Origin of the sequence: Streptomonospora mangrovi, assembly GCF_027604915.1 — a bacterium.
Lineage (GTDB): Bacteria > Actinomycetota > Actinomycetes > Streptosporangiales > Streptosporangiaceae > Streptomonospora > Streptomonospora mangrovi.
The window spans coordinates 73,410-88,598 of record NZ_JAJAQC010000005.1 but is presented as its reverse complement, the minus strand read 5'-3'; the positions used below and the strand labels follow the sequence as shown (position 1 = coordinate 88,598).

Below are 15,189 nucleotides of genomic sequence, written 5' to 3'. Positions count from 1 at the left end.
GGGATGGACGTCGCCATCACCGGTCTGACCAAGACCTTCGGCCGCCGCACGGTGCTGGACGCGGTGGACCTGGAGTTCGGCGCCGGCATGACCGGCCTGCTCGGCCCGAACGGGGCCGGCAAGACCACGCTCATGCGCCTGCTCGCGGGAGTGCTGCGGCCGTCGTCGGGCGCCCTCGTCGTGGGCGGGCACGATCTCCGCACCCGCGCCGGACGCGCTTTCACCAGACGGGTCCTCGGCTACCTCCCGCAGCACCTCGACCTGTACCCGGATCTCAGCGCCCGCGAGTTCCTCGACTACATCGCCCTCCTCAAGGGCGTCGACGACGCGCGGACCCGTCGCGCGGACGTGGCCCGCCTGCTCGACCGGGTCGGGCTGGCCGACAGCGCCGATCTGCGTCTCGGCGGCTTCTCCGGCGGTATGCGGCGCCGGGTGGGGATCGCCCAGGCTCTGCTGGGTGATCCCCGGCTGGTGATCGTGGACGAGCCCACCGCCGGACTGGACCCGGAGGAGCGCATGCGGTTCCGCTCGCTGCTCGCCGGGTTGGGGGAGCGGTGCACCGTGGTGCTGTCGACACACGTCCTGGACGACGTGGCGCAGACCTGTCCTCGGGTCGCCGTACTGGCGGCGGGCCGCGTGGTCTACACAGGCGCCACATCCGGGCTCACCGCTTACGCCCAAGACCGGACCTACCTTGTCGACACCGACGGTCCCCAGCCCACCGGAGCGGCGGTCACCAACGCCGCCGCGACCCCCGAGGGCATGCGCTACCGGGTGGTCGCCGACGAGCCGCCCCCGGGCGCGGTCCCCGTCGCCGCCACCCTGGAGGACGGCTACGCCGCCCTGATGCGGGACATCCACCCGACGTGATGCCCCCGCGCGGCGGGGACAGGGGGAAGGCCGCGCGCCCCGTGAGTGAACCGGCGATGGCGTCGGCGCCCGCGGCGACGGCCTGCCACGCCCCGCGTACGCGGGGGATGGACCGCCGAGGCGGTGATCTGCCGGACCGCTGCGCGGCGGGTGGACCTCGGCCGGAAGAGGGGGCCCGGGCCACTCGGCCGTCCTGAAACGCGAAGTGGAGGCCAGTGGTGAACTGGCCTCCACAGACGGTGTCCGAGGGGGGACTTGAACCCCCATGCCCTTAACGGGCACTAGCACCTCAAGCTAGCGCGTCTACCTATTCCGCCACCCGGACGTGGCAGCCCCGCGCGTGGTGCGTGGGCTGGGTTAACCATAGCAAAGGTCTGGGGGCGCTCGGACATCGTTTTCGCCCGGTGCGGGAGGATGGCAGGGTCGGTGTCGACAGTGCGGTTCGAGAGGAGGTGGGGTGCGCATGGCGGACGTGCGTGACCGGGGGGTTGTGGCCGAGGACGAGGTCGTCGACCTGTGTCGGGAGCTGATCGCCATCGATACGTCCAACTACGGGGACCACTCCGGGCCCGGGGAGCGGGCGGCGGCCGAGTACGTGGCCGAGAAGCTGGACGAGGTCGGCGTCGAGCCGACCGTCTACGAGTCCCACCCGGGGCGCAGCAGCGTGGTCGCGCGCATTCCCGGCGCCGACCCCGGGCGGGCGCCGCTGCTGATCCACGGGCACCTGGACGTGGTCCCGGCCGACGCCGCCGACTGGACGCACCACCCCTTCTCCGGCGAACTCGCCGACGGCTGCGTCTGGGGCCGGGGCGCCGTGGACATGAAGGACATGGACGCCATGGTCCTGGCCGTCCTGCGGCAGCGGCTGCGCGAGCAGCGCACCCCGCCCCGCGACATCGTGCTGGCGTTCCTCGCCGACGAGGAGGCCGGCGGCACGTGGGGCGCCAAGTGGCTCGTGGACCAGCACCCCGAGCTGTTCGCCGATTGCAGCGAGGCCATCAGCGAGGTCGGCGGCTTCAGCGTCACCGTGGGCGAGAACCGGCGCCTCTACCTCATCGAGACCGCCGAGAAGGGCATCGCCTGGATGCGCCTCACGGCGCGCGGCACCGCCGGCCACGGGTCCATGGTCAACGACGACAACGCCGTGACCGAGCTGGCCGACGCCGTCGCCCGCCTCGGCCGGCACCGGTTCCCCGTCCAGCTCACCACGACCGTGCGCACCTTCCTTGAGGAGATCTGCGCCGAGTTCGGCATCCCCTTCGACGAGGACGACGTCGAGTCCACCGTCGCCCGCCTGGGCACGGTCGCGAGCATGATCGGCGCCACCCTGCGCCACACGGTCAACCCCACGGTGCTCAACGGCGGCTACAAGGCCAACGTCATCCCCGGCACGGCCGTCGCCGAGGTCGACGGCCGGTTCCTGCCCGGCCTGGAGGAGGAGTTCTTCGCCGAGGTCGACCGCCTGCTCGGCCCCAAGGTGACCCGCGAGTTCATCCACCACCTGCCCGCCGTGGAGACCGAGTTCGCCGGCGGGATCGTCAGCGCGATGTCGCAGGCGCTGATGGCCGAGGACGAGGGCGCCAAGGCGGTGCCCTACTGCCTTTCGGGCGGCACCGACGCCAAGAGCTTCCAGACCCTGGGCATCCGCAACTACGGCTTCGCCCCGCTGCGGCTGCCCCCGGAGCTGAACTTCTCGGGCATGTTCCACGGGGTGGACGAGCGGGTGCCGGTGGACGGCCTCCAGTTCGGGGTCCGGGTGCTCGACCGCTTCATCGACCTGAGCTGAGGCTTGAGGTAGGGGCGGGCCGGACCGGAACCGAGGCCGTAAGGCACCGGGCCGGCACCGTTCGCGCCCGCCCCTTTCGGCCTCCTCCGGCCCTGACCGACCCCGACCGGCCCTGGCCGGCCACCGGCGGGCCGCCGACCGGCCGCAGGTCGGCCGCGCGGTCACCCGCTGCGACCGGCCCGCGCGACCCGTTCGCGGCGGGTGCGCGGTGTGCGGGGGTCTGCGGTCGGGTGTCCGGTGCGCGGCGATGCGCGGTGATGTGCCGTCTGACCTGGCGATCGTCCCCTTTGCGGCGGTACCGAAGGAGCCTCGCGGGAAATTCCGCGGGGTTCCTTCGTTTCTCGCGCGGCATCGCGTTGGGTGATGCTACGGTGACGTTCGGTTGGCAGGAGTGGTGCTCCTGGACCTGATCGTCATCGTGTTCGGCGGAAGAGGCATCCATGGTGCTCGGAGTGCGCAAGCGGCGGGTCCGTCCCGTCCTCGCGGGCTGCCGTCCCGTGGGCGACGCCCTTCTGCGCCTGGGGGTGCTGAGCGGCATCGCGGCCGCGGGATGGCTGCTCGGCAGCGTCGCCGCCGCGGCCGACGACCTCCCCGGCCCCGGCCTGGCATCGGTCTCCGAGATCACCGACTCCGCCCCCGTCCAGCAGGTCGGCGCGGCCATCGCGCGCGACCACGCGGAGTCCGCCCAGGCGGAGGCCGCGGCCCAGACCTCCGGTTCCGCGCCCGCCCCCGCGACCTCCGCCGAAGGCGGTCCGGTCGGCGGCGGCGCGGCCGAGGGCGCCGGCACCGCCGCGCGCGGTGGCGGCAGCGGCCCGCTCGGCGGCCCGCTGCCCTCCGCCGTCGGCGCCGCCCTCAGCGAGGCCGAGAACGCCTCCGGCGGCTCCGAGCGCGGCGGCCGGCTCCCGGTCCTCGACACCGTGGCCCGCACCGGCGAAGCCGCCGGCGCCGGCGCCCGCGACGTCGTCCAGCGGGCCGCCCGCGGCACCGGCGAGGTCCTCACCGGCACCGTCGAGGCGGGCAGCCGCGTCGGCGGGTTCGCCGACCGCTCGCTGCGCGACTCCCGGCTCACCGGCCCCGTCCACCAGAGCCTCACCGGCGAGACGGCCCGGCTCAACGACCGGCTCGGCCAGGCGGTCGGCACCGCACCCCGGGTCGACCTCGGCGCCGTCGGCGCCACCCTGTTCCCGCCCGCCGATCCGCCCGCCGCCCTCGGCGCCGAGCGGCCCGCGCACCCCGAGGCCCGCGAGGCCACGGACAAACCCGACGCCCGGCCCGCCTCCGCGCGCCCGGCACCGGTCGACCCCGCCGACCTCCGGTTCGGCTACGTCGCCGACACCGCCGCGGCCGCGCGCTCGGCCGACACCGCCGCGGCCGCGCGCTCGGCCGACTCCGCCGGCGGCGCGGCTCCGGTTGACACCCCCGCCTGGCCCGACACCTCCGACTCCACCGGCGCGGTGTCGTCCTCTCCGTTCCCCGCGGCTCCCGCGGGCTTCCTGATGACCCGCGCCCACGCGCTGGGGCTCATCGCGCAGCGTGTCGCGCTGCCGGACGACCCGTCCGTGGTCGTCCGCTACACGGCGGACGACCCGTCGTTCTCGCCTGACTAGTCCGCGCCGCACCGGCGTGCTGACCGCGCACGCCTGATTCGCGGCGCGCTTCGGCGTGCCCGCACTCGGACCGCGCACACTCACCGCCGCGGGCTCCCGCCGCCCGACGCTCTGCGCATTCGCTGCTGTCTTCCTCGTATCGGACCTATTTCAAGGATTCGTCACATGTCCCGGAAAAGCATGACGATGTTCGCCGCCCTCATCGCGGCCGGCCTCTTCTCCGTGGCTCCCATCAGCCACGCCGACACCACCACGAGCGGCAACGGCTCCATCGGAGGGGGAAACCAGCTCGGCGCCGACGCCGACGTGCCGGTGAACATCTGCGGCAACGCGGTGGCCGTGCTCGGCGCCGCCGGCGCCCAGTGCCAGGGCGGCGGGGCCTCCACCGGCTCCGGCCAGTCCGGCCACCCCGACGGCTACGGCGGCCACGGCACCGGCGGCGGCGCCGGCCACGGCTCCGGCTCCGGAGCCCACGTCCACGAGGGCGACGGCGACACCACCACCAGCGGAAACGGGTCGATCCTGGGCGGCAACCAGGCCGTCGTCGACGGCGACGTCCCCGTCAACGTCTGCGGCAACGCGGTGGCCGTGCTGGGCACCGCCGGCGCCTCATGCTCCGACGGCGCGGCGGGCGCGGCGCAGCCCCCGGCCCAGGAGCAGGCCGGCCCCGAGGACCCCACGGTCCCGCAGGACTCGCCCGCCTCGCCCTCGCCCAGCCCGTCCGGTCCGGCCGGCGCGCCGCCCGAGGCCAAGGGGGAGGCCGGCGCCCCCGACCCCGCCTCGCCCGCCGCCGCCCGCGTCGACCCCGCCGCCGACGACGACGGTGCCGCGCCCGCCGCGAGCGGCCCGGCCGCCGGCGGCGACGCGCTCCCGCTCACCGGCGCCGGCGTGCTGCCGCTGGTGGCCGGCGCCCTGGCCGCCGTGGCGGCCGGCGCCGGGATCCTCCTGCTGGTCCGCCGCCGGGCCCGCGGCTCGGCCTGACCCGCATCGGCTCCCCGGTCCGCCCGGACCGGGGGCTGACGCGAGTCCCGCGACGCGGCCACGCCGCGGGGCTCACGTCAGCCTCTCCTCAGCCGGAGGGGAGCTGCCCGGGTGCGCGCCACCGGCCTCCGCGCGAACCAGCGCGGCGGCCCGCGGCCCGCCCTCCGTTCCACACGGCACGTACCCCCCAGGTGCGCGGCCACGGGACGACGTCTTCGGCGCGGTGCGCGCCGCTCCCGCCAGGAGCGCGCCGGCCGCCGCCGTACACGATCCATCTCACTCTTAGCTGCATCTACGTTTCGAAAGGAACCCCCACATGCGTAAGTGGGTTCGCACCTCCGCCACGGCCGCTGCGCTGGCGGCCGGGTTCGTCGCCTTCGGCACCGGCGTCTCCTTCGCCGACAGCGAGGCGACCACCTCGGGCAACGGCTCGATCGGCGGCGGCAACCAGCTCGTCGGGAACCTCGACGTGCCGGTCAACATCTCGGGCAACGCGGTGAGCGCGGTCGGCGGCGTCTCCGGCGCCCGCTCCGACGACACCGGCGCGGTCATCCACGACCACGCCGCCGAGGGCCCCAGCACCACGGGCAACGGGTCGATCCTGGGCGGCAACCAGGCCGTCGTCGACGGCGAGGTGCCGGTCAACGTCTCCGGCAACGCGGTCGCGGCCGTCCTGAGCACCGCCGGCGCCGCCACCGACGACACCGGCGCGGCCGTCCTGGAGCACGGCCACCGCCACCACCAGAGCGACGACGTCTCCACCAGCGGGAACGGCTCGATCCTGGGCGGCAACCAGGCTGTCATCGACGGCGACATCCCGGTCAACATCTCCGGCAACGCCGTCGCGGCCGTCGCGGGCGTGGCCGGCGCCGCCTCGGAGGACACCGGCGCGCTGATCCTGGAGAACGGCCACGGCCACCACGGCCACCACGGCCACGGCGCGCAGGGCACCCGCACCGACGGCTACCACCGCGCCCACCAGACCGCTCCCGCGCCCGGCGCCGGGTTCCTGGTGGACTCCCTGAGCGACCTCGGCCGGCCCATCCACATCAGCTCGCGCAGCATCGACGCCGGCCCGATCCTGCACCAGCGCGCCGCCGGCGGCGACGTCGTGCACCAGCGCGCCGGCCACGGCGGCGACGAGGTCTCCACCTCGGGCAACGGGTCCATCCTGGGCGGCAACCAGCTCGTGGTGCCCCTGGACATCCCGGTCAACATCTCGGGCAACGCGGTGAGCGCCGTCGGCGGCGTCTCGGGCGCGGCCTCCCACGACACCGGCGCGGCGGTCCTGGACAAGGGCGGCGACGACGTCTCCACCTCGGGCAACGCGTCGATCCTGGGCGGCAACCAGGCCGTGGTCGACGGCGACATCCCGGTCAACATCTCCGGCAACGCCGTCTCGGCGGTGCTGGGCGTGGCCGGCGCGGCCTCCGAGGACACCGGCGCCGCGGTGGTCGAGGGCTCCGGCGGCGGGGTGCACCACACCTCCCACGAGCAGGCGGCCCCCGCGGCCGAGCGCTCCGCCCCCGAGCAGTCGGGCCTGCCCGCGCCCGGCGACGTCGTCGGCCAGGTCACCGGCGCGCTGCCGCTGCGCAACGAGCTGCCCGACCCCACCCAGGTGCTGCCGCTCCAGGCCGAGGTGCCCGCCGAGATCCCCGGCGGCCAGGCCGTGGAGTCGCAGGTGCCCGTGGACCTGCCGCGGACGCCCGAGCTGTCGGGCCTGCCCGAGGTCCCCGCCGGCGAGGCGCCGAGCCTCGACGCGGTCGGCCAGGCCACCGAGTCGCTGGGCCTGTAGCCCGGCGCGCGGTGCCCCGCCCCTCGGGCGGGTCGGCCGCGCCAGATTGAAGGAACCGGCTGTGCGGCCGGTGCCGCGGCCGTCCCGCCGCACAAGGTCGTGGTGGACCGGCGGGCGGCCAACGGACATCGGCCGCGTCATCACCGGTGCGAGGGCGTCCGGTCGGCGCCGCGCTCTCCTGCCGCAACGGTCGTGGTGGACCGGCGGGCGGGTGCGGCGGCGGACCGCGACGCCAACGACGGCGAGCCCCCTCGGACACTCCGAGGGGGCTCGCCGCTGTGCGGGGCGGCGGACCGGATCCGGCCACCGCCCCCGCACGTCGAGACGAGTGTGTCGGAAATCACAACAAGCGGAGTTGTCGGATGATCTTCCGGCGCAGTGTCACCTTGCGGCTTCCGTCGGGGAACAGGCGTACCCGGGCAAGTTCCCATTTCCCGTACTCGGCCTGGTCGGTCAGCGCCTGTCGGGTGGCGTTACGCGACGTGCCGCGCGGGAAGCGGATCTCCCGGTATTCGTACTCAAGCATCATTCTTATTCTGCGACCGCCACGCGCGTTCGTGCCATACCGTTCGTACACGTGAGCGCCGCGACGCCGCGGCCGGCCGCCGCCCGCCGCGGCGCGGGAGCGCCCGGCCGCGGCGACGCGGGAGGCGCGGCGCGGTGGCGTCGGTTACCGTCAGTGGCTGGGAATCCATCGGCCGGCGATCCGCGTTGACCGGTCGCACACAGACAGCGCAAGGCGAGATGTAGGGGAAAAGCGTGCCACCCAAGAAGGGCAGCGCCGGCGGGAACGGCTCGAACGACACAGAGCGGCGGGGCGGCAACCGCCTCGTCATCGTGGAGTCGCCCGCCAAGGCGAAGACCATCGCCGGCTACCTCGGCCGGGGATACGTCGTGGAGTCCAGCATCGGCCACATCCGCGACCTGCCCACCAAGGCCGCCGAGATCCCGGCGCGCTACAAAGGCGAGCCGTGGGCGCGGCTCGGCGTTGACGTGGACCACGACTTCGAGCCCCTCTACGTCGTCAACTCCGACAAGAAGTCGCAGGTCAAGCGCCTCAAGGAGCTTCTGGCCGAGGCCGACGAGCTGTTCCTCGCAACGGACGAGGACCGCGAGGGCGAGGCCATCGCCTGGCACCTGCGCGAGGAGCTGAAGCCCAAGGTCCCCGTGCGGCGCATGGTCTTCAACGAGATCACCAAGGACGCCATCCGCCGCGCCGCCGAGAACACCCGCGACCTCAACCTCCGGCTGGTCAACGCCCAGGAGACCCGGCGCGTCCTCGACCGCCTCTACGGCTACGAGGTCTCCCCGGTCCTGTGGAAGAAGGTCATGCCCAAGCTGTCGGCGGGCCGGGTGCAGTCGGTGGCCACCCGCCTGGTGGTGGAGCGCGAGCGCGAGCGGATCGCGTTCGTCCCCGCCGACTACTGGGGCGTGAAGGCCGTCTTCGACTCCGTGTCGGGCCGGGGCAGCGGCGACGACCCCGCCGCCTTCGCCGCCCACCTGGTGTCGGTCGACGGCGCCCGCGTCGCCGTGGGCCGCGACTTCACCAGCGCCGGCGAGCTGCGCTCGGCCTCGGGCGTGCTGCACCTGGACGAGGACGCGGCGCGCGGCCTGGTCCGGCGCCTGGACGGCAGCGACTTCGCGGTCCGCACGGTCGAGAGCAAGCCCTACAAGCGCTCGCCCTACGCGCCGTTCCGCACCACCACCCTCCAGCAGGAGGCGTCGCGCAAGCTCAACCTGTCCTCCAAGCAGACCATGCAGGTGGCCCAGCGGCTGTACGAGAACGGGTTCATCACCTACATGCGCACCGACAGCACCACGCTGTCGGACAGCGCGGTGGCCGCGGCCCGCGACCAGGCCACCCGGCTCTACGGCGCCGACTACGTCCCCGCCCAGCCGCGCGTCTACGCCAGCAAGGTGAAGAACGCCCAGGAGGCTCACGAGGCCATCCGCCCCGCCGGCGACTCCTTCCGCACGCCCGCCGAGACCGGCCTGAGCGGCGCGGAGTTCCGCCTCTACGAGCTGATCTGGAAGCGCACCGTCGCCTCGCAGATGAAGGACGCCGTGGGCGAGTCGGTGACGGTGAAGGTCGAGGGCACCTCCAGCGCCGGCGAGGTGGCGGAGTTCACCGCCACCGGCAAGGTCATCAGCTTCCACGGGTTCCTCAAGGCGTACGTGGAGGGGTCCGACGATCCCAACGCCGAGCTGGACGACCGCGAGCGCCGCCTGCCCCCCGTGGAGGAGGGCGACCCCCTCAAGGCCGAGAGCCTGGAGGCCGAGGGCCACAGCACCCGCCCGCCGGCGCGCTACACCGAGGCCAGCCTGGTCAAGGAGCTGGAGGACCGCGAGATCGGCCGGCCCTCCACCTACGCCTCGATCATCGGCACCATCCTCGACCGCGGCTACGTGTTCAAGAAGGGCTCGGCGCTGGTGCCGTCCTTCCTGGCATTCGCGGTGGTGCAGCTTCTGGAGCGGCACTTCGGCAACCTGGTCGACTACGACTTCACCGCGCGCATGGAGGACATGCTCGACGACATCGCGCGCGGCGAGACCGAGAGCGTGCCCTGGCTGCGCCGCTTCTACTTCGGCGCCGAGGAGGAGACCGGCCTCAAGGAGCTGGTGGGCGACCAGCTCAGCGAGATCGACCCCAAGGAGGTCAGCTCCTTCCCGCTGGCGGGCACCGACATCGTCATCCGGGTCGGCCGCTACGGCCCCTACATGGAGCGCCTGGCCGACGGCCAGCGGGTGAACATCCCCGAGGACATCGCGCCCGACGAGCTGACCCCCGAGAAGGCCGAGGAGCTGTTCGCCCAGCCCAGCGGCGACCGCGAGCTGGGCACCGACCCCGACACCGGGCGCCGGGTGGTCGCCCGCAACGGGCGGTTCGGCCCCTACGTCACCGAGGTGCTGGAGGAGCCCGACGACTCCGCCGGCGCGGGCGGCACCGGTGGCACGGGCGGCGGCACCAAGGCGAAGTCCAAGGCCAAGGCGCAGGCCAAGCCGCGCACCGCCTCGCTGCTGAAGTCGATGTCGCTGGACACGGTCACGCTGGAGGACGCGCTGCGGCTGCTGTCCCTGCCGCGCGTGGTCGGCGAGATCGACGGCGATGAGGTCACCGCGCAGAACGGCCGCTTCGGCCCCTACCTGCGCAAGGGCGCCGACAGCCGCTCGCTGGAGACCGAGGAGCAGATGTTCACGGTCACCATCGAGGAGGCGCGGGAGCTGTTCTCCAAGCCCAAGCAGCGCGGCCGGCGCGCGGCCGCCGCCGCTCCGCTGCGCGAGCTGGGCAACGACCCCGAGACCGGCAAGCCGATGGTGATCAAGGACGGCCGGTTCGGGCCCTACGTCACCGACGGCGAGACCAACGCCTCCCTGCGCAAGGGCGACGAGGTGGAGTCGATCACCGACGCCCGCGCGGCCGAGCTGCTGGCCGAGCGCCGCGCCAAGGCCCCGGCCAAGAAGGCGCCCGCCAAGCGGACCACCGCCAAGAAGCCCGCCGCCACCACCAAGAAGCCGGCGGCCAAGGCCCGGTCGGGCGCCGGCGCCAAGGACGGCACCCCCAAGGGCGGGTCGGGCTCCTAGAGCCCGGCTCCCGCCGCCGCACCGGGTGCGCGCCGCGCACCGGGTGGCCGGGTGGCCGGGTCGGGGGTGCGGTCACCTGTGCACGTGACCGGCCGGCCGCCGCCTGCGGCCGGCCGTCCCCGCCGTGTCACGCCTCGGCGGTCCGTCTGCCAGGGCCAACGGCCTCACGCGGCGCCCGGCGTGCGTCGCGCGCACCGGGTAGCCGAGTGGCCGGGTCAAGGGTGCGGACACCTGTGGACGGGCTCGGCCGCCCGCCCTCGGCGGCCGACCGAGCCTGCCGTGTCACGCTTCGGCGATCCGTGCGCCAGGGGCGAAGGTCCCGTGCCGCGCGGGGTCGCGCCGGGCTGCTCCGTAGTCCGCCCGGCGGGCCGTGGGGTGGCGCCCGCACCGCACCGGCAGTACAGTTCGCGAACGCCGTACCGCATCCGGGCGGCCGCGCCCGCGAGCGCCGCGCGCCCGTGCTGAGCGCGCTGCCGCCGTCCTCACGTTTCGCACTAGGCTGGCGCTGGAGTCCCGGCGCCGCCGCACCGTCCGGCCCCGTCGGGCCGCCGCACCATCCGGCCTCGGCCGTCGCACAGCCCACGTCCCCGTATCAGAACAGTCGATACCCTCACCGCTATGAGCAGATCTGCCCCCTTTGGAGCGCCGGGCGAAGCGCGCGGTGTCCTCGCGATCAAGCCGTTCCGCCGTCTGTGGATCTCGCTGTCGCTCTCCAGTCTCGGCGACTGGCTCGGCCTGCTCGCCCTTGTCGCGCTGGCCGCGGTCCTCACCCGCGACCTCGACCCGCTGACGCGGTCCTTCGCCGTCGCGGGCGCCGCCGCCGTCAAGCTCGGCCCGCCGGTCCTGCTGAGCCCGCTCAGCGGGCTGCTCGCCGACCGGTTCGACCGGCGCCTGACCATGGTCGCCACCGACGCCCTGCGCGGCCTCCTCTACCTGTCCATCCCCATCGCCGGGCGGCTGGACTGGCTGCTGATCGCCGGCTTCCTCGCCGAGATCGCCGCCCTGGCGTGGTCCCCGGCCAAGGACGCCGCCCTCACCGACCTGGTCCCCAAGAAGAAGCTGCCGCAGGCCGCGCGCCTGGGCCTGCTCACCGCCTACGGCGCCGCCCCGGTGGCCGCCGCGCTGTTCGCGCTGCTGGCATCGGTGAGCTGGCTCATCGGCGCGGCGGTGCAGGGCGGCAGCACCGATGCCGCCGATTCCGCCGCCGACGCCTTCCTCAACCCGCAGGCCGACGCCGCGCTGTACGCCGCCGGGGTGGTGTTCGTCGCCGCCGCCGTGACGGCGTGGCTGCTGCCGGCCGCGCGCCGCGAGAGCCTGGAGACCCCGCCCACGGCCGCGCCCAAGCCGAGCGGGTCGGCGCCCACCCGGGAGGTCCCGGTGGCGCCCCCGCCCGACAACGAGCGCACCACGCCGCTGCGCACCACCGACCAGGCGGCCAACGAGCGCACCGCCCCGCTGGCCACCACGGGCGAGCACGCCGCCGACAGCAACGAGCGCACCGCGCCCCTGGCCACCACCGGCGGGCAGCCGGCCGCCGGCGGCGACGACCGCACCGCGCCGCTGGTACCGGCCGGCGCCGAGATCCCGCCGGGCCCCGAAATGCCGCCCGGCCCCGGCGAGCGGCGCCCGGCCAAGGAGCGCTTCCAGCCCGAGAACCTGCTGCGCACGCTGTGGCAGGGCGGCCGGTTCGCCGCCACCACGCCGCTGGTGCGCGGGCTGCTCACCGGCATGGCCGGGGTGTTCCCGGCCGTCGCCGCCGTGGCGGGCGTGGGCCGCGTGCACGCCGACGGCCTGGGCGCGGGCAACGCCGGGTTCGCCGTGCTGTTCGGCGCGGCGTTCGCGGGCATGGCGCTGGGCATGATGGCCGGGCCGCGCATCCTGCGCCACCTCAGCCGGGCGCGGCTGTTCGGCGTGGCCATCGCCGCCTCCGGTATCGCGCTGCTGGTCACCGGGCTCATCCCCAACATGGCCCTGGCGGCGGTGCTGGTGGCCGCCTCGGGCGTGGCGGCCGGCGTCTCCTGGGTCACCGGGCTCACCCTCATGGCCCAGGAGCTGGAGGACGACGTCCGCACCCGCACGCTGGGCTACCTCAGCGCCGTGGCGCGCACCCAGTTGCTGCTGGTCATGGTGGCCGCGCCGCTGCTGGCCGCCGCCATCGGCGACCACTCGCTGCGGCTGGGCGAGCTCACCTACGAGTTCCTGGGCACCGGCGCGGTGCTGCTGATCGCCGCCGTGGCGGTCCTGGTCGCCGGGTTCCTCGGCGCCCGGAGGGTGGACACCGGCGGCGAGGTCCCGCTGCGCCGCGAGCTGTTCGCCGCGCTGCGCGGCGTGCCGCTGCCCTCGGCCGACGCCGCCGAGGAGAAGCGGCTGCCGGGCACGTTCATCGTCCTGGAGGGCGGTGAGGGCGCCGGGAAGTCCACGCAGGTGGGGCAGCTCTCGGTGTGGCTGCGCGAGGAGGGCTTCGAGGTCGTCTCGACCCGCGAGCCCGGCTCCACCAAGCTGGGCATGCGGCTGCGCGCGCTGCTGCTGGACCGCGAGCACACCGGCATGTCGGCGCGGGCCGAGGCGCTGCTGTACGCCGCCGACCGGGCCGAGCACGTCTCCAAGGTCATCCTGCCGGCGCTGCGGCGCGGCGCGATCGTCATCAGCGACCGCTACATCGACTCCACGCTGGCCTACCAGGGCGCCGGGCGCGACCTGGTGCGCGCCGAGGTGGAGCGGGTCAACGAGTGGGCCACCGGCGAGCTGGCGCCCGACCTGACCGTGCTGCTGGACATCCCGCCGGATGAGGGGCTGGCCCGGCTGGGCGGCAGCACCGACCGCATCGAGGCGGAGTCGGCGGAGTTCCACGCGCGGGTGCGCAAGGGCTTCCGCGACCTGGCCGACCGCGACCCCGCCCGCTACCTGGTGCTGGACGCCCGCGAGCCGGCCGAGGAGATCACCCGCGCGATCCAGCGGCGGCTGCGGCCGATCCTGCCCGACCCGGTGCCCAAGGACGCCGAGGCGATCACCGGGATGCTGCCCACGATCAAGGAGTAGCGCCGCGGTCGACCGGCCGCCGGGGGGTGCGCCCCTCGGCGGCCGCCGCGTTTTCCGGGAACGTTGACGGCGGGCGGATCCGGGCCGGGCGCGGAGCGGGCGCCGGGGGAGAGCGGGGAGGCCCGTGCGGTGCCGGCGGGGGTGCGCGGTGTCGCCGGGCGGGGGTGTCGGCGGCACTGCCTATGCTGGGTCGGGTGAGCGTCTTCGATGACCTGGTCGGCCAGGACTCCGTGGTCGACCAGCTCCGCGGTGCCGTGCGCGGCGCCGGCCACCTGCTGGCCGGCGGCGCCGGCGAGGGCATGACCCACGCCTGGCTGTTCACCGGCCCGCCGGGCTCGGGCCGCGCCGAGGCCGCGCGCGCCTTCGCCGCCGCCCTCCAGTGCCCCGAGTCCCCCGACACCGGCTGCGGCCGGTGCGGCTCCTGCCACCAGGTGCTGGCCGGCACCCACCCCGACGTCCTGTACGTCCGGCCCAGCGGGCTGAGCTTCGGCGTCGACAAGACCCGCGAACTCGTGCTGCGCGCCGCGTCGCGGCCCACCGGCGGCCGGTTCCGCGTCGTGCTGTTCGAGGACGCCGACCGCGCCACCGAGGCCGCGTCCAACGCCCTGCTCAAGGCGGTCGAGGAGCCCTCGCCGCGCACGGTGTGGCTGCTGTGCACCCCCACCGCCGAGGACCTGCTGGTCACCATCCGCTCGCGCTGCCGCCTGGTGACCCTGCGCACCCCGCCCACCGGCGCGGTCGTGGACCTGCTGGTCAACCGCCACGGGGTCGACCCCGGCCAGGCGGCCGAGGCCGCGCGGGCGGCCGCCGGCAACGTCGAGCGCGCCCGGCAGTTGGCCACCGACCCCGCCGCGCGCGAGCGCCGGGCCGAGGTGCTGGGCATCCCGGCGCGGCTGGACGGCACCGGCGCGTGCGTGGCCGCCGCCGCCCGGCTCTACGAACTCGCCGAGGCCGAGGCCAAGGCCACCACCGCCGGCCTCGACGACCAGGAGCGCTCCGACCTCAAGGCCGCCTTCGGCGAGGGCTCCACCGGCAAGGGCGTGGCCAAGGCCGTGCGGGGCGCGGCGGGCGCGCTCAAGGATCTGGAGGAGCAGCAGAAGCGGCGGGCCACGCGCATCAAGCGCGACACCTACGACCTCGCGCTGATGGACCTCGCGGCGTTCTACCGCGACGTGCTGGCCGTGCAGGTGGGGGCGCGGGTGGAGCTGTCCACCGCCGCGCACCGGGCCGACCTCCAGCGGGTGGCGAGCGCCTCCACCCCGGAGTCCACGCTGCGCCGCATCGACGCCGTCATGGCCTGCCGCGCCCGCATCGCGGCCAACGTGCACCCGCAGATCGCCATGGAGGCCATGACCGCAGCCCTGTACCAGGGCTGATCCCCGGCCCCCGCCCGGCCGGGGCCGGGCGGTTTCCACCGCCTGTGGACAACCGGCGCACGGGCCGGCGCGGCGCGGCTAGGGTTGCGGCGTGGACACGGGAACGGCGGTCAAACCCGCGGCGCGGCGGGGCTCGCGCGGCGCGGGCGTTCG

9 protein-coding genes and 1 tRNA gene are annotated in these 15,189 nt (G+C 75.2%); 8 read left to right on the top strand and 2 right to left on the bottom strand.

What is annotated here, in order from left to right:
• Positions 1 to 3 precede the first annotated feature (3 nt).
• A complete protein-coding gene (locus tag LG943_RS04460) occupies positions 4 to 870 on the top strand; it encodes an ABC transporter ATP-binding protein (RefSeq protein ID WP_270070870.1) in 867 nt (288 codons plus the stop codon).
• 240 nt (positions 871 to 1,110) lie between these two features.
• On the opposite strand, the gene LG943_RS04455 is transcribed toward LG943_RS04460, so the two are convergent.
• A tRNA-Leu gene (locus tag LG943_RS04455) sits at positions 1,111 to 1,195 on the bottom strand.
• A gap of 138 nt (positions 1,196 to 1,333) precedes the next feature.
• Here LG943_RS04455 and LG943_RS04450 point away from each other — a divergent pair.
• From LG943_RS04450 to LG943_RS04435, 4 genes are all read left to right on the top strand, one after another.
• A complete protein-coding gene (locus LG943_RS04450) occupies positions 1,334 to 2,656 on the top strand; it encodes a M20/M25/M40 family metallo-hydrolase (RefSeq protein WP_270070869.1) in 1,323 nt (440 codons plus the stop codon).
• A gap of 440 nt (positions 2,657 to 3,096) precedes the next feature.
• The gene (locus LG943_RS04445; RefSeq protein ID WP_270070868.1) at positions 3,097 to 4,263 is read left to right on the top strand and encodes a hypothetical protein; all 1,167 of its coding nucleotides are present in this window, start codon (positions 3,097 to 3,099) and stop codon (positions 4,261 to 4,263) included.
• Positions 4,264 to 4,428: 165 nt separating this feature from the next.
• Positions 4,429 to 5,244 (top strand): chaplin family protein, encoded by an 816-nt coding sequence (locus tag LG943_RS04440; protein ID WP_270070867.1) that lies wholly within the window; start codon positions 4,429 to 4,431, stop codon positions 5,242 to 5,244.
• Positions 5,245 to 5,560: 316 nt separating this feature from the next.
• Positions 5,561 to 7,039, top strand: a complete 1,479-nt coding sequence (locus LG943_RS04435; RefSeq protein ID WP_270070866.1) for a chaplin family protein — start codon at positions 5,561 to 5,563, stop codon at positions 7,037 to 7,039.
• Positions 7,040 to 7,379: 340 nt separating this feature from the next.
• On the opposite strand, the gene LG943_RS04430 is transcribed toward LG943_RS04435, so the two are convergent.
• Positions 7,380 to 7,565, bottom strand: a complete 186-nt coding sequence (locus tag LG943_RS04430; RefSeq protein WP_179767822.1) for a DUF5703 family protein — start codon at positions 7,563 to 7,565, stop codon at positions 7,380 to 7,382.
• Between the two features lie 233 nt (positions 7,566 to 7,798).
• On the opposite strand from LG943_RS04430, the gene topA reads away from it, so the two are divergent.
• The 3 genes from topA (at position 7,799) to LG943_RS04415 (ending at position 15,036) form a co-directional block, all read left to right on the top strand.
• A complete protein-coding gene (gene topA / locus LG943_RS04425; protein ID WP_270070865.1) occupies positions 7,799 to 10,621 on the top strand; it encodes a type I DNA topoisomerase in 2,823 nt (940 codons plus the stop codon).
• A 618-nt stretch (positions 10,622 to 11,239) separates the two neighbouring features.
• Positions 11,240 to 13,660 (top strand): dTMP kinase, encoded by a 2,421-nt coding sequence (gene tmk / locus LG943_RS04420; RefSeq protein ID WP_270070864.1) that lies wholly within the window; start codon positions 11,240 to 11,242, stop codon positions 13,658 to 13,660.
• Between the two features lie 194 nt (positions 13,661 to 13,854).
• Positions 13,855 to 15,036, top strand: coding sequence for a DNA polymerase III subunit delta' (locus LG943_RS04415; protein ID WP_270070863.1), 1,182 nt, complete (start codon positions 13,855 to 13,857; stop codon positions 15,034 to 15,036).
• Positions 15,037 to 15,189 lie beyond the last annotated feature (153 nt).

Coding starts and splice junctions, on each gene's coding strand:
- LG943_RS04460 (WP_270070870.1), top strand. CDS start 4: ATGGACGTCGCCATCACCGGTCTGACCAAGACCTTCGGCCGCCGCACG.
- LG943_RS04450 (WP_270070869.1), top strand. CDS start 1,334: ATGGCGGACGTGCGTGACCGGGGGGTTGTGGCCGAGGACGAGGTCGTC.
- LG943_RS04445 (WP_270070868.1), top strand. CDS start 3,097: ATGGTGCTCGGAGTGCGCAAGCGGCGGGTCCGTCCCGTCCTCGCGGGC.
- LG943_RS04440 (WP_270070867.1), top strand. CDS start 4,429: ATGTCCCGGAAAAGCATGACGATGTTCGCCGCCCTCATCGCGGCCGGC.
- LG943_RS04435 (WP_270070866.1), top strand. CDS start 5,561: ATGCGTAAGTGGGTTCGCACCTCCGCCACGGCCGCTGCGCTGGCGGCC.
- LG943_RS04430 (WP_179767822.1), bottom strand. CDS start 7,565: ATGCTTGAGTACGAATACCGGGAGATCCGCTTCCCGCGCGGCACGTCG.
- tmk (WP_270070864.1), top strand. CDS start 11,240: ATGAGCAGATCTGCCCCCTTTGGAGCGCCGGGCGAAGCGCGCGGTGTC.